The 20,380-nt window shown below is 67.8% G+C and carries 19 protein-coding genes and 1 pseudogene; 12 read left to right on the top strand and 8 right to left on the bottom strand.

Going from position 1 to position 20,380, the window contains the following annotated elements; all coding sequences use genetic code 11:
- Positions 1–408 precede the first annotated feature (408 nt).
- Entirely contained in the window at positions 409–741 is a 333-nt protein-coding gene (locus tag AB0L65_RS59920; RefSeq protein WP_364266069.1) for a hypothetical protein, read from the bottom strand.
- 505 nt (positions 742–1,246) lie between these two features.
- Positions 1,247–1,531 carry a hypothetical protein gene (locus tag AB0L65_RS59915; protein ID WP_364266067.1) on the bottom strand — a complete coding sequence of 95 codons (285 nt, stop codon included), beginning with the start codon at positions 1,529–1,531 and terminating at the stop codon, positions 1,247–1,249.
- A gap of 53 nt (positions 1,532–1,584) precedes the next feature.
- On the opposite strand from AB0L65_RS59915, the gene AB0L65_RS59910 reads away from it, so the two are divergent.
- Both AB0L65_RS59910 and AB0L65_RS59905 read left to right on the top strand, forming a co-directional pair.
- Positions 1,585–2,961 carry a serine hydrolase domain-containing protein gene (locus AB0L65_RS59910; protein WP_364266065.1) on the top strand — a complete coding sequence of 459 codons (1,377 nt, stop codon included), beginning with the start codon at positions 1,585–1,587 and terminating at the stop codon, positions 2,959–2,961.
- Between the two features lie 82 nt (positions 2,962–3,043).
- Positions 3,044–3,684, top strand: a pseudogene (locus AB0L65_RS59905) (transposase); the annotation flags it as partial.
- A gap of 20 nt (positions 3,685–3,704) precedes the next feature.
- Here AB0L65_RS59905 and AB0L65_RS59900 read toward each other — a convergent pair.
- Positions 3,705–4,091: a GNAT family N-acetyltransferase gene (locus AB0L65_RS59900; protein WP_364266063.1), complete on the bottom strand. Its 387-nt coding sequence runs from the start codon at positions 4,089–4,091 to the stop codon at positions 3,705–3,707.
- Between the two features lie 277 nt (positions 4,092–4,368).
- Here AB0L65_RS59900 and AB0L65_RS59895 point away from each other — a divergent pair, with 277 nt between their 5' ends.
- From AB0L65_RS59895 to AB0L65_RS59870, 6 genes are all read left to right on the top strand, one after another.
- Positions 4,369–5,049 carry a TetR family transcriptional regulator gene (locus AB0L65_RS59895; RefSeq protein ID WP_364266061.1) on the top strand — a complete coding sequence of 227 codons (681 nt, stop codon included), beginning with the start codon at positions 4,369–4,371 and terminating at the stop codon, positions 5,047–5,049.
- Positions 5,050–5,053: 4 nt separating this feature from the next.
- Positions 5,054–5,875, top strand: a complete 822-nt coding sequence (locus tag AB0L65_RS59890; protein WP_364266059.1) for a class I SAM-dependent methyltransferase — start codon at positions 5,054–5,056, stop codon at positions 5,873–5,875.
- Positions 5,876–5,943: 68 nt separating this feature from the next.
- Complete coding sequence (locus tag AB0L65_RS59885; protein ID WP_364266057.1) at positions 5,944–6,864, top strand: ABC transporter ATP-binding protein; 921 nt, start codon at positions 5,944–5,946, stop codon at positions 6,862–6,864.
- Positions 6,861–8,471 carry an ABC transporter permease gene (locus AB0L65_RS59880; RefSeq protein WP_364266055.1) on the top strand — a complete coding sequence of 537 codons (1,611 nt, stop codon included), beginning with the start codon at positions 6,861–6,863 and terminating at the stop codon, positions 8,469–8,471. The genes AB0L65_RS59885 and AB0L65_RS59880 overlap by 4 nt, the downstream gene beginning before the upstream one ends.
- A gap of 878 nt (positions 8,472–9,349) precedes the next feature.
- Complete coding sequence (locus AB0L65_RS59875; RefSeq protein WP_364266054.1) at positions 9,350–10,048, top strand: hypothetical protein; 699 nt, start codon at positions 9,350–9,352, stop codon at positions 10,046–10,048.
- Entirely contained in the window at positions 10,045–10,251 is a 207-nt protein-coding gene (locus AB0L65_RS59870; protein ID WP_364266052.1) for a hypothetical protein, read from the top strand. The genes AB0L65_RS59875 and AB0L65_RS59870 overlap by 4 nt, the downstream gene beginning before the upstream one ends.
- Before the next feature lie 438 nt (positions 10,252–10,689).
- Here the strand turns inward: AB0L65_RS59870 and AB0L65_RS59865 are convergent, their stop codons facing one another.
- The gene (locus AB0L65_RS59865) at positions 10,690–11,811 is read right to left on the bottom strand and encodes an XRE family transcriptional regulator (protein ID WP_364266050.1); all 1,122 of its coding nucleotides are present in this window, start codon (positions 11,809–11,811) and stop codon (positions 10,690–10,692) included.
- Between AB0L65_RS59865 and AB0L65_RS59860 the strand changes: the two genes are divergently transcribed.
- Positions 11,810–12,316: a DUF3987 domain-containing protein gene (locus AB0L65_RS59860; protein WP_364266048.1), complete on the top strand. Its 507-nt coding sequence runs from the start codon at positions 11,810–11,812 to the stop codon at positions 12,314–12,316. The genes AB0L65_RS59865 and AB0L65_RS59860 overlap by 2 nt on opposite strands.
- 120 nt (positions 12,317–12,436) lie before the next feature.
- Positions 12,437–12,943 (top strand): DUF4188 domain-containing protein, encoded by a 507-nt coding sequence (locus AB0L65_RS59855; RefSeq protein ID WP_364266046.1) that lies wholly within the window; start codon positions 12,437–12,439, stop codon positions 12,941–12,943.
- 476 nt (positions 12,944–13,419) lie between these two features.
- On the opposite strand, the gene AB0L65_RS59850 is transcribed toward AB0L65_RS59855, so the two are convergent.
- Positions 13,420–14,217, bottom strand: coding sequence for an alpha/beta hydrolase (locus tag AB0L65_RS59850; protein WP_364266044.1), 798 nt, complete (start codon positions 14,215–14,217; stop codon positions 13,420–13,422).
- Between the two features lie 124 nt (positions 14,218–14,341).
- On the opposite strand from AB0L65_RS59850, the gene AB0L65_RS59845 reads away from it, so the two are divergent.
- Both AB0L65_RS59845 and AB0L65_RS59840 read left to right on the top strand, forming a co-directional pair.
- The gene (locus AB0L65_RS59845) at positions 14,342–14,557 is read left to right on the top strand and encodes a 2TM domain-containing protein (protein ID WP_364266042.1); all 216 of its coding nucleotides are present in this window, start codon (positions 14,342–14,344) and stop codon (positions 14,555–14,557) included.
- 243 nt (positions 14,558–14,800) lie between these two features.
- A complete protein-coding gene (locus tag AB0L65_RS59840; RefSeq protein ID WP_364266040.1) occupies positions 14,801–18,187 on the top strand; it encodes a BTAD domain-containing putative transcriptional regulator in 3,387 nt (1,128 codons plus the stop codon).
- Here the strand turns inward: AB0L65_RS59840 and AB0L65_RS59835 are convergent.
- The 3 genes from AB0L65_RS59835 to AB0L65_RS59825 all read right to left on the bottom strand — a co-directional run bounded on the left by AB0L65_RS59835 (position 18,174) and on the right by AB0L65_RS59825 (position 20,367).
- Complete coding sequence (locus tag AB0L65_RS59835) at positions 18,174–19,070, bottom strand: bile acid:sodium symporter family protein (RefSeq protein WP_364266038.1); 897 nt, start codon at positions 19,068–19,070, stop codon at positions 18,174–18,176. The genes AB0L65_RS59840 and AB0L65_RS59835 overlap by 14 nt on opposite strands.
- A gap of 216 nt (positions 19,071–19,286) precedes the next feature.
- Complete coding sequence (locus tag AB0L65_RS59830; protein WP_364266036.1) at positions 19,287–20,144, bottom strand: hypothetical protein; 858 nt, start codon at positions 20,142–20,144, stop codon at positions 19,287–19,289.
- Positions 20,145–20,211: 67 nt separating this feature from the next.
- Positions 20,212–20,367, bottom strand: coding sequence for a hypothetical protein (locus AB0L65_RS59825; RefSeq protein WP_364266034.1), 156 nt, complete (start codon positions 20,365–20,367; stop codon positions 20,212–20,214).
- Positions 20,368–20,380: the final 13 nt, after the last annotated feature.

Raw genomic sequence — 20,380 nt, 5'->3', positions numbered from 1 at the left:
AGCCACGACTACCTCCCAGCTTCAGAGGCAGCCAGCCTGACGGGTTCACCAGCCGAGATCAATTACCCGGTCAACGTTCCGGGACGGCCCACTAGCTGAACAGGATGGTGGTCCGCAACGTCCGCCGGTTCGCCTTGTCGTACAGGTCCTGGCCCAGCGGACTCCTGGCCTGCCCGGTCACGTGCCGGCCACGGCTTCTTCAACCGCGCGATCCTGCGTGAGCGTGATGAACGTGCCAGAGGCCTTGGGCCCGCGCGCCTCCAGCCCTCCGGGGACTCCCGCCGCAATCGCCCTACGGGTCTCGCCAACCGCGTCGGCCGCTCCCTTCGAGCCGTACTTGGGCTGCGCGACATCAGCGCTGAATATTGACCACCAGAGCGGAACGAGTGCGGGAGATCTTCGCCTCCATCACGTGCCCGCAGCTTCGACGTTTTTGTCTTCTTGGCAGGCGGCCCGGCGTAGGGCGTAGGCGGCGGCCAAAAGCGCGAAGCCGAACCAGACGGACGGTAACTCCCAGCCACCCGAGGGCAGCGCCTCGAAAACGACAAGAAAGAAGCCCTCGTTTCCCAGCACCCTGCCCAGCGCGTTCGCCAGTACGTTCACCATCCCACCGATGATCAGCAACCCGATCACGACCTGGGCGAACCGGCGTCCAGGCCACTTGCCCGTCAGCGCCACGAGCAGCGCAGGAAATGCGAATATCATCAGCGTGGACTCGATAAGCGTCAGCCAAATCAGCACATTCCCACTGAACACCACCGAGGCGAGAGCGGCGAACCCTAAACCACCGTCTGAGCTCGTGATCTCGCAGTAGCCGGGGGTCGTCCGGGCCCAGCCGCATGGGGAATACATCGTCGGAAGCAACGCCAACATACCGCTGATGAGTCGCCATAAACCCTGTCGCATATCCCGTCCCCCAATATGTTGATCACGGCGAATAAGGAGTATGCCACAGTAACTGGTTCGTGTTAAGTGCGTGATTGAAAGCCTCTCTTCGGCTGTGTATTCAATTGCCGATGTTGCGAGGTTGGCGTCGGGCGGGTCCGCCTCGGGTGAGTCGGCGGGTCATGCCCGCGATGGCGGCCCAGCGGATGATCGCCTCGGAGACGCTGGGGTCGCGTTCGAAGTCGCGCGCAAGCCATGGACAGGCGGTCACGTTCTCTCCACCACCCAAGGGCGGAAGACGACGCTGAAGCCGAGCCGGTCAGCGGGTTTGCGCGTGGTCTCCAGAGTGGTGCGTAGAGTGTCACGACCCCCGCGAAGGCTTGGTCGGCGAAACGTGCCGGCTCGGGGTGGTCAGGTACGCCGACAGCAGGGCGGTCATGGCGCCATCGCGGTCTTGCCGGCCTGCCGCCACCACCGCGACCGCGATGAGCAGGCCAGTGGTGTCAGCGATGATGCGACGAGCCTTGGTACGCAGCTCGGTCAGCAGCGCCTCGGCGACGCCGACTCGTTCCCACTGCTGGATGTGCCAGTACACGGCCTGCCAGAGCGGCAGGTCGGTGGGCAGGTACCGCCACGCATTATGCAAAGGCGCGCATTGACGATCTCTCGGCGCGGGTGCTTCTCCAGGTGCCCGGACCGATGTCCGGTCCGGCTGTAATGGCAGAAGGCCGCAGAAACGCCGAAGAAACAAACTGCGTGCTTGCATCCCCCTCGCAGATCTTTCCTCGTGAAAGGATTTCCATGGCGTTGTCGCATCCCTCCTCGTCCGACCACGGCCCTTCGCGCCGCTCCGCCCTCGGGTTCCTGGGCGCGGTCCCGCTGGCGGCCGGTGGTCTGCTGGCCTCGCAAGGAACCGCCGAGGCGAACGCCGACCGGTCCTCAGGCTCTGGCCGCATTCCCAAGGACCTGCTTCCTGGAGGCGCCTTTGACCAGCACATCAAAGAACTGGCGGACAAGGATCAGTTTTCCGGCACCGTGATGCTCGCACACCGCGGCCGCCAAGTCCTGGCCCGCGCCTACGGCTGGGCGGACAAGGAAGGCAAGATCCCGAACAAGATCGACAGCATCTACGCTCTGGCCTCGTCCTCCAAGCCGTTCACCGGGCTGGCTGTCGTGCAGCTCGTCCAGCAGGGCAAGCTCAAGTTCTACGACCTGGTGAGCAAGCATCTGGAGGGCCTGCCGGCGGAGATGGCCGAACGCATCACCGTGCATCACCTCCTCACCCACACCAGTGGCCTGGGCGACGCCCGGCGCCCGGGCGAGCAGCCACCACCGGAGGAGATCCACAACAGCTACGAGCAGCAGATGGCAAGCTTCTGGACGAATCTGAAGACCTTCGAGCTGGAGTTCGCCCCTGGGACGAAGAAGGCCTACAGCAGCATGGGCTACACCCTGCTCGGCGAACTCGTGGCGAAGGTCTCCGGCATGTCGTTCCAGGACTACGTCCGCCAGAACATCTTCCTCCCGGCCGGCATGGAGGACTCCGCCTACTACGACCGCCGCCAGTGGCTGACCGACAAGCGCATCGCTCACCCGTACATGTATCAAAAGGACGGCACGCGGGTCGACGCCGTCCGCAACCTCGACAAGGGCTCCGTCTACGGCGACGCCGGCCAAGGCAGCAACTCCGCCCGGGGATGGATGGGAACAGGCGGCGGCAACGGCTTCGCCACCGCCCCGGACCTTGTCCGCTTCGCGATCGCACTGCAGGGCGGCAAGCTCACCGCCCGGCCCTACACCGAGTTGTACGTGAACGGAAAGATCTCCGCCAAGCCGCTGAAGCCGGACACCTCCGGCAACTCCCTCCGCGGGGAGACCTTCCAGGCGTACGGGCCTGTGGCCGCCACCTACAACAACCAGCGCATCATCACCCACGGAGGCGGTGCGGGCGGCATATCGACGAGCTGGTCCATCTACCTTGACATGGACTGGACGGCCGTCATTCTGAGCAATTATGACCTGCAGAGCATCGAGCCGATCATCGACCTGGAACGACGCCTGATCACCGGCGCCTAGTGCTCTGACCGCATAGCTTCGCCGTGGTGGCGGTCGTGGCGGTTGGATGTGCGGTGACGTCCATTCGACCGCTGGAGGCGCGGTGGCTGAGCCTGTCCGTGTGCGCAGACTGACCGACCAGGAGGGGCAGAAGCTGCAGCAGATCGTGCGGCGGGGCAGCACGAGTTCGGTGCGCTATCGGCGCACGATGATGCTGCTGGCCTCGGCCGGCGGGAACCGTGTTCCGGTGATCGCCCAGCTGGTGCAGGCTGACGAGTGTGATCCACCGGTTCGACGAGATCGGTCTGGCCTGTCTGGACCCTCGGTGGGCGGGAGGCCGTCCCTCACTCCGTCGGCGACGACCGCCTCTGGGGCGTCAACCACCGCCGCAAAGGCACCGCCAACACTCTGACCGCGCTGAAGTCGACCCGCGCCGCCCGACCCGACGGCGCCCCGATCTACATCATTCTGGACAACCTCTCCGCCCACACCGGCGCGGACGTCCGCCGCTGGGCGAAGAAGAACAAGGTCGAGCTGCGCCTCACTCCGACCTACGCTTCCTGGGCCAACCCGATCGAGGCCCACTTCGGTCCGCTGCGCCAGTTCACCCTGGCCAACTCCAACCACCGCAGCCGTCCCGCGCAGACCCGGGCCCTGCACGCCTATCTGCGCTGGCACAACGCCAACGCCCGCCACCTCGACGTACTCGTCGCCCAACGCAAGGAACGCGCCCGCATCCGCTCAAACGACCCCAGCGGAGAACGTCAGATCCTCGCACTACGGGCGATGCGGTACAGCACGTTCGGACGCAGTGGCCCTTCGGGCTCGGTGGGGTCGTCGAAGTCGTCGGCCGGGTCCCGGGTCATGCCGATCCGGCGCATCACCGCCTGGGAACGAAGGTTGCTGGCCGTTGTGACAGCGAGGATCTCAGGAAGCTCAAGAGCGTCAAAGCCGTGGACCAGGACTGTCAGCGCAGCCTCGGTAGCGTAGCCCTGGCCCCAGGCCGAGCGGGCGAGCCGCCAGCCGATCTCCACTCCCGTGAACGGCATGTAGTCGTCCACTTCATCCAAGCCTGCGAAGCCGATGAACTCGCCCGTGGCCTCGTCACGCCATCGGCGCAAGATGAGGCGATCGGTACGCGGTTCAGCCATGCTGCCCAGCCAACATGAGCGCTGGTCCCGAGGCAATCACTTTTCTTCTGCGTGACACCGCCACCCAGAAACGCAGATCGCTCCCAGGGTGAACGAAGCGACCACCGACCCGGCGAACCTATGCGGTCAGAGCGCTAGCCCCGTTTTCCGCATGTGAGTGATCTTCAGCGGAGGCCTCGTGGATCGATATCGAGGAGGTCCAGGAGATGGAGTTGGAGGTCGGTGGGTTGCGGAAGGGACTTGCCGTCAGATTGAACGTATGTTTAATATGTCAAATGTGTGTTCAGCCCATGTGCAGGGCCCAAGCGCGGCGGATTTGACCGCGCAGGCCAAGATCCGTACCGCCGCCATCGCCCACTTCGCCCGCGACGGCTTCCAGAAGACGAACGTGCGGACCATCGCGGCCACCGCGGGAGTGAGCGCGGGCCTGGTCATCCACCACTTCGGCAGCAAGGAAAAGCTGCGTGCCGTGTGCGACGACCACGTCCTGCGCATCCTGACGCAGCGGGCTAACAGCACCAGCCCGGCCGGCCTGCAGGAGCTCTTCGGCCAGTACCAGTCGGACCCGGAGGAATACCACCTGCACATGCGCTACATGGTGCGCGCGATCGAAGAGGACACGCCCGCGGCCACCACGTTCGTCAACACGATGGTGGACGAGTCCGAGCAGATCCTGCGGGCCGGGATCGCCGACGGCTCGCTGCGCCCCTCTTCCGACGTGCGAGTGCTGGCGGTGCTGTCCGTGCTGGTCAGCCTCACCACGCTGACCATGCCGGCGCCGCTGGCCCGGACGCTCGGCCACGAGCAGGCCGGGCCCGACCTGCTGCGCCGCATCGGGCTGCCCATGCTCGAGGTCTTCACCCGCGGCATGTACGCCGACGACTCGATCCTGAAAGCGGCCCAGGCCGCCTGGGACGACGCGCAGGAATCACCACATCCTGAGAAAAGAGATGAATGACTCAATGGCACTGACTGTCCCGGCCTTCACGCCGTTGCAGGCCAGCCTGTGGCTGACACTGTGCGGCAGAGCGCTCGACAACCGCCTGCCCCGCCCCATCCTGGGCGACACGATGGCCGACGAGATCGTGCGGAAGGTCGACTACGACTACAAGAAGCTCCACATTCCGTCGGGCAGCGTCATCAACATCGCCCATCGGGCCAAGAAGCTCGACGAGGTCGCCCAGCGCTTCATCGCCCGCCACCCTGACGCGGTCGGCCTTGACCTCGGGGCCGGCCTGGACAGCCGGGTGTTGCGCATCACTCCGCCGCCCACAGCCGACTGGTACGACATCGACTTCCCCGAGGTCATCGCCGCGCGGCGGGAACTCCTGCCCGCCGCCGCGACACCCCATGGCATCGCCGCCGACCTGACCGGCTCCACGTGGCTGGACCCGCTGCCTACCGACCGGCCGGTGGTGGCCGTCGCCGACGGGCTGATCGCGTTCCTCTCAGAAGAGGAGATGATCTCCCTGGTGGGCCGCGTCATCGACCATTTCCCCAGTGGGGTGATCGCCTTCAACGGCTACAGCACCTTCGCCGTCCGGATGCAGAAGATCGCGCCCGTCGGCAAGGCGATCAGGGAGGTCAGCAAGTTCCCCGGCTTCAACGATCCCCGGACGCCCGAACGCTGGCATCCCAAGCTGAAGCTGGCCGAAGAGATCCTGTGCACGCGCGAGCCCGAGGTGGACCGATTCCCGCTGGGTCTTCGCCTGATGAACCGCCTGGCGGCGCCGAGCGCGGTGCTGTCCCGCCCGGGCAACACCGTCCTCGTCTACCGCTTCTAGCCCGATCCTCAGGGCCGCTCCCATCTCAGAGCCCACCCATAGCGCATTTCATCGCAAGGACACCCACCATGACGCAGACCAATGCCATCACCGTGGCCGGATTGGTCAAATCCTTCGGCGCCACCCGGGCGCTGAACGGCCTGGACCTCACCGTGCGAACCGGTGAGGTGCACGGCTTCCTCGGGCCGAACGGCGCGGGCAAGAGCACCACCCTCCGCATCCTGCTCGGCCTGATGCGGGCCGAGGCGGGCACCGCCCGGTTACTCGACGGCGACCCCTGGACGCGGGCGGCCGAGCTGCACCGCCGCCTGGCGTACGTGCCCGGCGACGTCACCCTGTGGCCCAACCTGTCCGGCGGAGAGGCCATCGACCTGCTCGGCCGCCTGCGCGGCGGCGTGGACCGGCGGCGCCGGGACGAGCTGATCGAGCGCTTCGACCTCGACCCGCGCAAGAAGGGCCGCGCCTACTCCAAGGGCAACCGGCAGAAGGTGGCCCTGGTCGCCGCGCTGGCCTCCGACGTCGAGTTGCTCATTCTCGACGAGCCCACTTCCGGCCTGGACCCGCTGATGGAGGAGGTGTTCCGGGACTGCGTCGCGGAGCAGCGCCGCACCGTGCTGCTGTCCAGCCACATCCTGTCCGAGGTCGAGGCGCTGTGCGACCGGGTCACCATCATCCGCGACGGCCGCACCGTCGAGAGCGGCACCATGGCCGAGCTACGCCACCTCACCCGCACCTCCATCGAGGCCGAGTTGGCGAACCCGCCGGCCGGGCTGGCCGGGCTGCCGGGTGTGCACGGCCTGCGCGCCGACGACAACCGGGTACGCTTCAGCGTCGACGCCATCGCGCTCGACGAGGCGCTGCGCCGGCTCACCGCGGCGGGCGTGCGCAGCCTGGTCAGCCGCCCGCCGACGCTGGAGGAGTTGTTCCTGCGGCACTACGACCGCTCCGCGCAGAGCACCGCGAGCAGGCACGCGAAGGCGGCACGATGAACGCGCTCACCGGCACCGGAACGCTCATCCGCCTGGCGCTGCGGCGCGACCGCGTCCTGATGCCCCTGTGGATCTTCTATGTGGTCCTGATCGCGGCGGTGTTCGTCGAAGCCTTCAACGGCGCGTACCCGACGGCCGAGGCCCGCCAGGCCTACTACGAGACCAGCATCCACTCCAGGGCCTTCATCTTCGCCTACGGCGCGCTGAACGGCTCCAGCCTCGGCGAGATGATCGCCTGGCGGACCGGGGTCCTGCCCTGCATGGTCGCGGTGTTCGCGCTGCTCACGGTCATCCGGCACACCCGTACGGAAGAGGAGGCCGGGCGGCGCGAACTGGTGGGCGCCACCGCCGTGTCCCGGCACGCGGACCTGGCGGCGGCCCTGATCGTCACCTGCGGGGCCGGCCTTGTCGTGGGCCTCCTGTCGGCGCTGGCGCTGATCGCCCAAGGTCTGCCGATCGCCGGCTCCCTGGCGCTCGGGCTCGGCTTCTGGATCGCCGGCTGCGTGTTCGCGGCGGTCGGCGCCGTGGTCGCGCAACTCACCACCGGCGCGGGCGGCGCACGCATGATCGCGATCGTCGTCCTCGCCGTGGCCATCATGTTGCGCGGTGTCGGCGACATCGCGGCCCAGTCCGGCGACGGGCCGGCCTGGGTGTCCTGGCTGACGCCGTTGGGCTGGGTGGAAGCGCTGCGACCGTACGGCGGTGAGCGCTGGTGGGTGCTCGCGCTCGCCGCCGTCGCGGTCGCCGCGCTCACCGCGCAGGCCGTGGCGCTGTCGGGACGGCGCGACCTCGGCGGCGGCCTGCTGCCCGCCCGTCTGGGTCCGGCCGCTGCCGAGCCGGGGCTGCGCAGCCCGCTGGCGCTGGCCTGGCGGCTGCATCGCGGGCCGATGGTCGGCCGCACCGCGGGCCTGGCCCTGGTCGGGCTCGCGGGCGGCGCCATGACGCAGAGCCTGGGCGAGTTGATGAACAACAGCGGGCCCGGGGCACGGGAGGCGCTCGCCCGGATCGGCGGTCCAGGATCGCTCGCCGAGCAGTTCCTCGTTCCCCTGATGACCGTGCTCGGCCTGGTCTGCGCCATCTTCGCGATCCAGGGCACGCTGCTGCTCCGCAACGAGGAACGCGACGGGCGGGCCGAACCGCTGCTGGCCACGCCGGTCGACCGGCTGCGATGGGCCGGCGCCCATCTCTTCCTGACACTGCTCGGCTCGGCGCTCGGCCTGGCGGCGTTCGGCGCGGCGGCCGGGCTGGCGCACGGCCTCAACAGCGGCGACGTCGCCCGTGAGCTGCCCCGCCTGCTGACCGCCGCGCTCGTGCAACTCCCTGCGGTGTGGGTGTTCACCGGCCTCGCCTTCGCGCTGTTCGGGCTGCTGCCCCGGCTGGTCGCCGGAGCCTTCGCCGTGCTCACGGTGAGCATGCTGGCCGGGTTCATCGGCCTGGAGCTGCAACTCGACGAATGGGTGGCGAAGCTGTCGGTCTTCGAGCACCTGCCCAAGCTCCCCGGCGGGGACTTGGCGGTCCCGCCGCTGATCCTCATGACCGCCGTCGCGGCCGCCCTGATCGTGATCGGCTTGACCGGCCTCCGGCGCCGGGACATGCCCGCCTCCTGACCTCTGGCCGGCCGGGCGGCCTCCCGCCTCCCGGCCGGGGCGCGCCGCATGATGAACCCCCGGCTCGGATGCGCCCATTACTGCGCAAGACTTCGGCGCTGGCCTGGGTAAACACTGGTGATCCGACGTCCGGCATCTCCTCCCGGACGCAACCTGTCGATCAATCTGTGACCACGCGAGTACAATACGTGTGCATCTTTGTTCGAGAGGTGAGCGTGATGTCCCGTGAGGGCTATCGAGTTCTGCTTCTGTCCCGTTCGTGAAGCAAGCGCCTACGTGAGAAGGGCTTCACGTGGGATCAGATCGCCGACGTCCTCGCACTAACGCAGAACGTCAGCCCGCTGCGCCGCTACCGGCTGGCCCACGGCCGGACCGCCGCCGAGGTGGTGGCCATGGTGAACGACGCCGACCCGGCGGGCACGGCCTGCATGCGAGACGCCCGGCTGTACTCCTTCGAGACATGGCCGCAAGCGGGGCCGCCGCCCGTCCGCGCGGCTCCTCACGATGCTGGCCAAGATCTACCAGACCGCCGCCGCCCACCTGGTCGCCGGTGACGTCCTGGGCTCCTACGGCGGCGTCGATCGGGACCAGATAGACGGCGCGGATTTCCGCGACCTGGACGGTAATCGTCCTCGCGAAGCTCGTGTCACCATGAAACCGAGCGCAGCGGCCACTCCCACCGACACGTCGCTCTTGGACGCTTCGGCATGCGTGCGACTGCTGCGCGCCATCGACGTCGAGGAGACCGACGTGAAACGACGGGAACTGCTTTTCCAACTGGCCCTGGTCCTGGGCGGCAGCAAGGCACTGGACTTCCGCGCATCTTCACTCCCGACGAGGAAACACGCCTGGCCGGGGTGCTCCGCGGCACGTGGCGGGTGGACGAGGCGACGGCGCGCACCTTCGAGAAACTCACCTTGCACGCCCGCCAGGCCGACGACAAGTTCGGGCCGGCCACGCTGCTTTCCGTGGTGAACGGGCATCGCACGGCGCTCGCCCAGATACTGGCTCGCGAGTCGATGCCCCCCATGCTGCGAGGCCGACTCCTCGGCTCATACGCGCAAATGTCCCAGCTCTATGACCTGCTCGATTACCCAGCAGCCGAGCAGGCCTACAACGGTGGGCTGCGAGCCGCGCTTGAGCTCGGCGACCCAACGTCGATCGGCTTCCTGCATTCCCGGATGAGCACCATGGCCGCCTACCGGCAGCAGGCGACCACGGCTCTGGACCATGCCTTCGCCGCGAGGGGTTGGGCGGCACGATCCCCGAGCAAGTTGTTGCGCGCGCACGCCGAATCGGTGACCTCGCAGGCCCATGTCCTTGGAGGCAATGCCTTGGCGAGCGGCCAGGCGCGGGACAGCGCCATCGCGATAGCCAGCAAGCCGGGGGACACCGAGCCCGCGTTCCTCTACTGGGTGTCGCCTTCCATGATCGAGAGTTTGGCGGCCCGGTCGCTGGTCTGGTTGCGACAGGCTGGGCCTGCTGTGGCGGTGGCTCAGCGGTCGCTGGCAGGGCTCGATCCGCGTTTCAAGCGGGACCGTGCGCTCACACTCGTCAAATACGCCGAGGCCGCGTGATCCTTGCCAAGGAGATCCCCGAGGCGACGGGCAGGCTGACAGAGGCCGCCGGCCTCGCCGCGAAGCACAGTTCGGCCCGCCTGACCGATCAGCTCAGAAGGGTGCGGGCCCGGCTGGAGCCGTGGGCCAGAGACTGCCACGTTCGCCGGTTGGACGAGACCCTGCGGTTTCACGGGCTGAAGGCGCAGGTTATCTCGGACTGACAAGTGACCGTACGCCGCCGTGGAGACGCTTCCGTCTCCACGGCGGCTTCCGTTTTCGCGCCCCACTGCAGATCGGCAGGGCGGAATCGTCAGTGATCCAGAAGGATCCGCGGAACTGCGACCAGTTGAGAATGACGTGACACGTCTGTGATTCGCCCAAGTGTTGGGTGGGCCTCTGGGGTGAACCGCCGAATACCGCACGGCGTATCTGCTCGATCTGGTGGCTCTCGTTCAGATCGGTGATCTCGATGGGTTCGCCCAGCCAGCCGTCCTGGCTGACCGTGTCCAGTTCCGGATAGATGGCCTTCGACTTGCCGGCCTCGGCTTCGATGGCCTCAACTCAGCGGCCTCGGCCACGCAGAATCTCCTCCAAGAGTCGTAGGCGTGAAACCGCGGCGAAGTTGCAGAGCACAGTGTTGTCGGGGAACCAGTACCAGGTCATGACGCCAGCGGGGGTTCCTCTCCGGCTTGTTCGAGCGCTTGACGGATGGTCTCGCTGTCCATGCCGATCAGGTTGGCGAAGGGACGCAGGGTCGAGGCGCCGTCGAGGTAGGCATGGAAGGTGTCGCGCAACAGCAACTGCGGGATCCGGCGGTGGGAGGCGGCGGCGATCCACTCGGTGAACGAACCCAGCTCACTGGCCAGCAGAGCCGCCGACTCAGTGGTCATGCCTCGATACCGGTCGCAGAGGTCCTTGGGGATCAGGTTCAGGTTGTGCAGCCGCCAGGCCAATGCGCTGGGTGATACCCACCACCGGAAGGACAGCTTGGCGAAGGCCTCGTTCGTCCAGACCATTCCGCTCGTCTCCGACTTCAGCATGTCTTCGGGTAGGAGAAAGGCGGTGGCGAAGGCGTTGGCCCGAATCTCGGAGGACTGCCGACTGTGGCGTTTGTCGTAAATGTCGGCTTCTGCAAGCAGGCCCTGATCGTCACCGGCAAGCACATGCCCCAGTTCATGGGCGAGTGTGAACCGCTGGCGGCTGGGGACCGTCGAGGTCCCGACAACGATCAGCCGAGCATGCTCCTTGCTGCAGGCCAGGCCGTCGAATCCGTTAGGTAGGTCGCTGATCGCCACGTCGATCGCGAAGGCATTCTCAATCAGCTCGGCCAGATCGCGTGTGTGGCTGGGATCGGCTCCGGCATTGCGTGCCAGGTCAAGGGCCCATGCGGCGAGTTGCCGCCCTTGCCCGATCCACCTGTCGCTGATCGGTTGGGTTCGAGGGAGAGCAGAGTGTTGCTCATAGCCGAGGAAGGCAAGGTCAGCGCGTAGATGAGTGAGCCGGTCGGCCTCCAGAGTGACACTCCCCGCAGAACTGTCCAGCGGGGACGAGAGTCGTGCCGCCAGCACAGGGGTTTCATCGGCACCGAGCAGCCAGTCAACCGTCACGCCGCCGAGTTCAGCGAGCCGTGCCAGGTCGAGAGAGGTGAACCTCCGGGTTCCGGAGAGCGATTTGGACATCTTGGACGGGTCGAGCCCGGCCGACGTCGCGAACTCGCCCTGGCTCCGTCCGCTCCGTGTGATCAGTTGGCGGACACGCTGCGCCACGACATCCCTGTTCATGGCTCCACGAAAATCGCAACAGAGGCTAAGAGGGTTGGTCTCGCCGGGGCGGAAACGTCGTTTGAAGATCGCTAACATGCGGAAAACGAGGCTAGCCCGCCGAAGCCGGCACAACCTAGCGGGTCGAGCTGATGACGAACGTTCAGGGCGCGTGGCTCGACAAATTCACAATCAAATGTTTCGTGGGCACAAGCCACGGCTGATGGCCGACGACGTGACTCTGGAGACCGCTTCATCGATCCTCGTGGAGCAAGGGGGTCGCCCGGCCGTTCTCAGCGCCGAGGGCGGCATCTTCGCCGCTCTCAGCGGCCCCGGCCATACCCGCAACGGACCGAGAATCTGCAGGCGCAGGTTATCTCCGGAGGAGGGCCGACCGTGGCTACCGGCACAGACCGGAGGCACTGAGCCATCCACGCTGGTTCCCACTGTGACGCGCAGTCGACGCGCAGACACCAGCCGACAGGGAAGTCGCCGTTCACTCCTCTCGGGTTTCGTTCAGTGCTAGTCAAGTTCGCTTTCGTACGTTGAGGCTGCTGAGGATCGAGCTCGCGTTGGAGGGGCCAGCCGGCACATGACCTGCCTCCCACACCAGCCCATGCGTAACCCGAGCCACAAGGAGCGTTGGATGCCAACTCGCGTGAACCGGCAGACCGTCGATCTGTCCGCCTATCCAGACCTGCTCGTCCTGTACCTCGGCATGCGGGTGAATCATCTGTACGGGATCCGGACCTTCTTCAGCTTCGGCCGGAAGATCAGTGAGTCGGTCGCGGGCAAGCCGGACGGGCTCCTGCTGCACGAGCCCGTTTACTACTCGTTCTTCCCGATGAACATGGGGATGCGTCAGTACTGGCGGGATCTGCCGTCGCTGCTCGCCTTTGCCCGGTCCGAGCCGCATCGGGAGTGGTGGTTGGACTTCCTGCGGGACTCGGGCGGCACCGGTTTCTGGCATGAGACGTACTCGGTCAAGGGTGGCATGGAGGCCGTCTACGACGACGTGCCCAAGCCGATCGGTTTTGGACGGTTCGCTGGGATCCAGCGCGCTCGTGGGCCCATGTTCGGTTCCGCGGCCCGCCTGGGACGCTCCGACGACAGCAGCCCGGTCCTGAGCGAGACGGACCTCTACGGGTCCTAGCCGCTCGGGCCATCGTCGGTGATCGCAGAGGGTGTGCGCCTGGTAACACCGACGGTGGCGAAATTCATGGGTGCTACAAATGCCCGCGAATGAAGCGATCGTGGCGGCGGAACGTGCCCGGCAGGCTCCGCCCGATGGCGCGCCGGAACAGCCCGCCTCGGTGGGCATGACCATCAGTGCGGCGATGGACCGGCCCCGGTTGGCGGGAGCGCCGTCGAGGTGGGCGAGGCCCTCGACACAGAGGCGGGAGTTCAGCGGCACGACCTGGCCTTGCCGAGCCGGACCCGCAGGTCATCGTCGGTGGGAATGCGCGTCAGGTGCCTTGCCGGGGAGCTCGCCGAGGAAGCCGCCATTGGCCTTCGTACGCACGCTGATGCATCGTCTCCTCCTCCAGACGATCAACGGAGATCAGGGGCGGCCCCGCAGGCGCCGCCCGCGGGGCCGTCAGGCGATATCGGTACGGCCCTGATCCGGCGTCAGCGCGCGGCGCGTTTGATGAGGTCGGCAGTCACGGCGGGCTGCGAGATCATCGCGACGTGCGAGGCTCCGACCTCGCGGACCTGTGCCCCGGCCCGCCGCGCCATGAACCGCTGTGCCGCGGCGGGGAGCACCTGATCGTTCCGAGCGACGAGGTAATAGGAGGGAATGGTCTTCCACGCCGGAGCGCCGGACGGCTCCCCGAGCGTGCGCGCGTCAGCGGGCCGCTGGCCGGCCTGCATCAGGTCGGTGGTCGCCCTCGGCACGTCCCCGGCGAAGACGTCGTGGAAGAACTCCTTCTTGATGTATCCGTCGACGAGGTTCTCACCGTAGGGACGGAAGTCCAGCGCCGCCTCATTGAGCTTGCTTCCCGGATACTTCGTCTGTAGGCCCAGCAGCGACTCACCCTGGTCGGGGGCGAACGCGGCCACGTAGACCAGTGCTTTCACGTTCGGGTTGCCGGTCGCGGCGTTCGTGATGACGATCCCGCCATAGGAGTGCGCGGCGAGGACGATCGGGCCGCTGAGTGTGGCGAGGATGGAGGCCAGGTAGGCGGAGTCGGCGGCCACGCTGCGCAGTGGGTTCGCCGGGGCGATCACCGGATAGTTCTCGCGGATGAGCCTGGCGCTGACGTCGTTCCAGCCGGAGGAATCGGCGAACGCGCCGTGCACGAGCACCACGGTGGGTTTGGGCCTGCCTTCCAGCCGGGGCTGCGCCTGCGCCTCGGACGTTCCCAGCAGGGTACCGGCCGCGACCGCGGCGGATCCGGCCAGCACCGCTCGGCGGGTCGTCGTCATAATGTGGTCCTTTCAACGTGGGCAGCTTGCATCTCAATTGCGGGTCAGAGTAGATCCCGGTAGTTGACGATCGCTGAGCCCGGTAATTCAGTCTTTGGTAAGTACGCCGACCTAGCCTGCAGGCATGAGAACAAAGAAGAGCGAGACCGCCCGGAAGTGGGGTCTGCGGATTCACCTGCTCTTTTATGTGCTGTCCAATGTGGTCCAGGTCGTGGTGTGGTCTCTCTACGACTCGGGAAGCCACTTCTGGCCTGTGTGGTCGATAGTCTTCTGGGGCATCGGGCTGGCCTTTCACGCCTGGAGCGTCTATTCACCGCCCCAATCGAATACCGCGCACTGAGCCGAGCAGTCAGCGAAGTGGGGATGGCCGACGTCATTCTCGACTGGTCCGCCACCCGGGGCGGCCGGTCAGTGGGCACAGGCCGGCGGTCGAATTATGGGGACCGGAGCCAGGAAGCTCGAATCCGACCCGGCACTGGCTGACGCCGGTGAGTCGGACGAAGGTGGTGGCGGAAGGCGCCAGCCCCGCGGTCAGGTCCTCAGCGTCGCCGCAACTGAGCAGGACGGAGGTTGCGGTTTCCAGGTGACCGCGGCCGTGATGTCCGGCACGCGCGCCAAGCTGAACGAGCACCTGACCGCCGAGCGGGACATCCGTGACGATCCTGCCTGGCAGGTGGATCCCTTCTACGACCAATCCTGGGCCCATATACTCGGTGCACGCTGCGGTCCGAAACGGGTCGCAAGCGGACCAATCTGTCATGTCCATCCGGGAGTCGACGTGACTGGGCCCGCCCATCCCGTTCGGCCCGACGGCGAAGATCCGCCGACCGGTGCCGGTTCGCTGCGCCTGCAGGTCCTCGGTCCGTTGCGGCTGTGGCGCGATGGCGCCGAGCTGGACGCCGGCCCCCGGCAGCAGGCGCAGCTGTTGGCCCTGCTCCTGGCGCGCGTGGGCCATCCGGTCAGTACGAGGGAATTGATCGACCTGATCTGGGCCGATGACGCTCCTGCCAGCGCGCTCAACCTCATCCAGAAGTACATCGGGGCACTGCGGCGGGTGCTCGAACCCGCGGTCCCCGCCCGGGCGGCCGGTACGTACCTGCACCGCCGCGGCAACACGTACGCGTTCAGCGCCGGCCCCGGCACGCTGGACCTCGTCACGTTCCGGGAACTCCTCGAAGCCGCCCAGACCGCCCTCGCCCAGCAGGCTCCCGAAGTGGCGCTCGACCACCACATCGAAGCGCTCGGCCTCTGGCGTGGCCCCGCGGGGGACGGGTTGTCCTATGGACCGACCGCGATCTCGATCCTGGCCACCCTCGACGACGAGTTCTACGCCGCCTGCGCGGCGGCGGCCGAACTGGCCGTGTCGTTACGCCGGCCGGAGCGGGTGATCCCGCCGTTGCAGCTGGCCGCGTCGATGGCACCGTTCCACGAACCCGTACATGCCGGCCTGATCACCGCCCTCGGCGCCGCCGGACGGCAGGCGGAGGCGTTGTCGGCGTTCCACGCGGTCCGTGGCCGCCTCGCCGAGGAGCTCGGCATCGACCCCGGCCCGGCGCTGCAGGCCGCGCACCTGCGAGTGCTGACCCAAACCCCGACGTCGCCGACGGTGCCGAGCACGGAAAGTGAGAGTGACCGCGCACCGGGGAGCCTGGTCGGCCGGGACGAGGAACTCGGCGTGCTGCGGCAGACCATCGAAGCGGCGCTCACCGGCCGCACCGGACTCGCCATCGTCGAAGGCGAACCGGGCGCGGGCAAGACACGACTGCTGGAAGAGGCCACCGCCGCCGCGGACCGGCGTGGCGCGCTCGTCGTCTGGGCATCCTGTTTGGAAGGCGACGGAACACCATCGATGTGGCCATGGGAGCAGGCGCTCACCGTTGTCCTCGACAGCCTGCCCGCGTTGGCGCGCGAGAAGTGGCTGGCCAGCGAACTCGGCCGCCTCCTCGAATCTCGGGACGATGACGCCGCGCCACCGGTTTCCGGCGGCCGCGCCCAGTTCCGCCTGTTCGAGCAGGTCGTCACCTTTATCGGCCAGGCCTCGGCAGAACGGCCGATGCTGCTCGTCATGGACGATCTTCAATGGATCGATGCCACCTCGCTCCAGCTGTTCAACCACCTGGCGGGCCGGCTACCCACCGGCACCGCGATCGTCGGCGCCCTTCGCGACCGCGCGCCCACACCCGGTCCCGACCTTTCGCGGGTACTGGCCGCCGCCAGCCGGCTGCCCAACCACCGCAGGATCCAACTCGGCCCGCTCAGCCTGACCGACGTGGCCGAACTCATCCGCCGCGAGACCGGCCACGAACCCGGTACGGACATCGCCCGCAACATCCACGTTCGCACCGCCGGCAATCCTTTCTTCGTCCGCGAACTGTCGCGGCTCCTCAGCGACCGCGGCGCGCTCAGCGACGGCGACGCGTCGGCCCGGGCCGGGGTGCCGTCCACCGTGCGAGACGTCGTCCGCGACCGGATGGCGGGCCTCGACGACAGCGCTCGCGACCTGCTGCGGGTCGCCGCGCTGATCGGCCGCGACGTCGACCTCGGCCTGCTCGCCCGCGCCGCCGGTGTCGACTTCGCAGACTGCCTCGAACACCTTGAACCGCTGCGCGCACTGGGCCTGCTCGAAACGGGGCCGGAGGACCCGTTCTCGTGGCGCTTCGCGCACGACCTGGTTCGCGAATCGATCATGGAGACAACGGAGCAACTGCGGACCATCCGGCTGCACCTGCGTATCGCGGACGCGCTCGAAGAGAGCCAGGCGGACGACGAGTCCATCACCGAACGTCTCGCCTTCCACCTGTCCGCCGCCGGTCCCCTCGCCGACCCGGTTCGTACCGTGGAGGCGCTGAAGCGCGCGGGTCGTCGCGCGACGACCAAGCTCGCGTTCGCCGCCGCCGACCGGCACCTGCAATCGGCCGCCCAGATCGCACGGAACGCCGGGCTCCCGGAACTCGAACTCTCCGCCCTCTCGCTACTCGCCATCGCCCCGCGCCGGCAAGCCGGGTTCGGGGGCACGACGTTCGATCTGCTGGAGCGTGCGGAGCACCTGGCCCGCCAACTCGGCCGGGAGGTGGAGGCCGCCGGCCTCCTCTTCGCGCGCCTGTTCGGGGCTTACACCTTCCTGGAGTGGGACCGCGTTCGTCTGGTCCGCCGGCTGTACGAGCAAGGGGAGGTGTCCTCCGATCCGGTCGTCCGGGTGTACGGCCGGCAGGCCTGGGGCCTGCACCAGTGGGACATCGGCAACATCGGCGCGGCATACCGGTGCTTCAGCGAGAACAACCCCGCCCTTCTCGACGGGGTTGTCTCCGCGCACAGCGAGACCCCGATCCGGCGTGACGTGTCGGGTGAGTGGCCCGGCTGGCAGGCCGTCATAACGGCACTGCACGGTGACGCCGGGACGGCGGAGACCATGATCGACAAATGGAACGGCCCCGACGACTCGTATGCGGTCGCGACCTGGGCCTACTACACCACGATCATTGCTTCGATGGCCGGTGACGCGGGCTGGGTGATACGCACGATCGAGCGGTGGATGGCCGTGGGCACTGGCCGCGCCGCCGTCCAGCAGGAGCACTACGTACGGCTGAACTGGTACTGGGCCCGTGCCCTCACCGGCGATGACCCGGCCGGTATCGCGGCCGAGGCCGACCAGCTCCTGGCCGGGACGCTGGTCGATCCGCCGCGGTGGGGCGTCGCGTACCACCACGCGCTGATCGCCGAGATGTGGCTGGCCGCCGGGATGCCGGACGAGGCGGGCGTCGCCCTCGACCGAGCGGACCAGGCCCTCGAGGCCTACGGCCAACGCTACGCCGAAGGACTGGTCCTGCTACTGCGGGCGCGCCTGCTCCACGCCCGCGGCGAACCGGCCGAAGTCGTACGAGCCGCCGCCGAAACGGCCCGCGACCGGTCCGACGAACGCGGGTCTCACCTCTTCGCCCGCCGCGCCGAGAAGTTCCTCACCGAGCTTTGATCGCACTCAGGCTCTGTGGATGCCGTCGAGCTCGGCTCCTGATCAACCAGCCGAATCCGGTCGCCGTGAAGAACATGACAATGCCGTACACCGCGCCCGGGATGGCGATCTCGGTACTGTTCAACAGCGTCGGGCTCAGCGCGATCGTGATGGCGAGCCCGGTGTTGTGGATGCCGATCTCGAACCCGGCCGCGGTGGCCGCGCGGTGGTCGACGCCGGCCAGGCGCGGCACGCCGTAGCCGATCAGCAGGCTCACGATGTTGAAGACCAACGCGGCGAGCCCGACCGAGACGAAATAGCCGACGAGGTTCTCCCGCTCCGCGTACAGAACGGCGTAGATGACCCCGACGAGGACCACGACCGACAGCGCCCGGACGGGGAGGTTGAGCCGCCGCGCCGCCTCCGGCGCCCATGCGCGTACGAGCATCCCGATCGCGACCGGTACGAGCACCATCACGAAGACCTGCAGTATCTTGTCGAACTGCAGCCCGAGGGCGGCCCCATCGGGTAGGAAGTACCCGGCCGAGAGGTTCACCACGACCGGCAGGACGACCACGGCCAGCACCGAGTTGATCGCGGTGAGCGTGACGTTCAGCGCGACGTTCCCGCCGAACAGGTGGCTGAACAGGTTGGCCGCGGGGCCACCGGGCGACGCCGCGACCAGCAGCAACCCGACCGCCAGCTCCGGCGGAAGCCGGAAGGCGAGCACCACGCCGAAGCAGATCGCCGGCAGCAGCACGATCTGGCACAGCAGCGCGACCACGGCCGCCTTCGGATACTGACCCACCCGCCGGAAGTCGTCCAGCGTCAGGCTGAGGCCCAGGCCGAGCATGACGATGCCGATGGCGAAGGGCAGACTGGCCAAGATCAATGCGGACCCCATAGCGGACATTCTCGGGCATACCTACAAAGTTCTGCTAGGTCGCCGCAAGGTTTGTCGGGCGGGGGACGGTGGCTACCACTCGTCAGCAGCCTGGCCACTGCTCAGGTCGGCCATGCGTGATCAGCGTGAGGCATTCCGAGCCGCGGGGACTGTGACGGCGACCGTCCCAGCCGCCTCGCCGACCTGCGCTGCCCAAGGACATGCACGAGGTGCCGGTCAGCCTCGGGCGAGGACGGCGCGGGCGGCCGCGAGCTGCCGATCCTTGGTCTCCTGAAGCGCATGGAACTCGGCGGGGTGAGCCGCGACGGCATCGTCCTGGATGCGTTTCTCCACGGCGGACCAGATGGAGACGAGGTCGGTCCGCGCCTTGCACCCCACGTCCGCCTGCGCCGCGCGGATCTCCTCCTGGGAGGCGGGGCCGCCCTTCATCCACCGCCGGTCGGTGATGGCGGCGAGCGGGTCGGCGTACTGCAGGCCCTGCTCCCGCATGCACGTGCTCCAGGCCCGGAAGACCTGGACGACCTCCGGATCCCCCTGAGAGCGCTCGAAGGTCTCCGAGATGAGCCTGTTGAACAGGGCCTCGTCGACCTGCGGGGTGCCCTGCTCCAGGTGGTTCCGCGCCTGTCGCAGGCAGCCGTCCTTCTCGTCGTACGCGGCCTGCCGTTCCTTCGCCGACAGGCTTCGCATGCGTTCGGCACGTGCGGCGGCTCGCTGGGCCACGGTTGGACGGTCCGGCGGGTTGTGATAGCCGAAGAGGCGAGCGATCTCCGGTTCGACGACACCGTAGCGGCGGCGGTTGGCCGGCTCCACGTCCTCCGCCGCGCTCTGCGGCAGCACCTCCCACGCCATGCCCCGCCGCCGCATGCAGTCGCGGATGAGGAGCTCTTCGGCGCCCTCAAGGATGCCGACGTCTGACGGCGAGAAGTTGTACCGGTCGAAGGGGATCGAGAGCTCGCGCGCCTCCACCCCCGGCGTCGGCACCGGAACCCGCGGCTCCGTCGCCGCCGCCGTCGAACAGGCGGCTGTCGCCGCGGTCAGGAGCACCCCGACCGCTCCCCGCAGCCGAACAGACACGCTGATTCCTCCGATCGGCCGCGGGGCGGGGGTACCGAACTCGGTGTCCTGCGAGCGGTTCAGGACCTTACGGCCTGACGTACCTGATGGAGCTGGTCTTGTTGTCGAACCCGTTGTTCGTCAGGTCGCCGTCCGAGGAGGAGGGCTTTGCCGCGTAGCCGTACGCGCCGGAGCAGTTGGCGGAGTTGTAGAACTGCACCCTGGCGGCGCTGTCGTTCCGCATGGAGCTCGCCTTG

Origin of the sequence: Nonomuraea sp. NPDC052116, from assembly GCF_040680035.1 — a bacterium.
In the GTDB taxonomy this organism is placed as follows: domain Bacteria; phylum Actinomycetota; class Actinomycetes; order Streptosporangiales; family Streptosporangiaceae; genus Nonomuraea; species Nonomuraea angiospora_A.
Note: the sequence above shows the minus strand (reverse complement) of the source record. Positions and strands in the feature narration are given on the sequence as shown.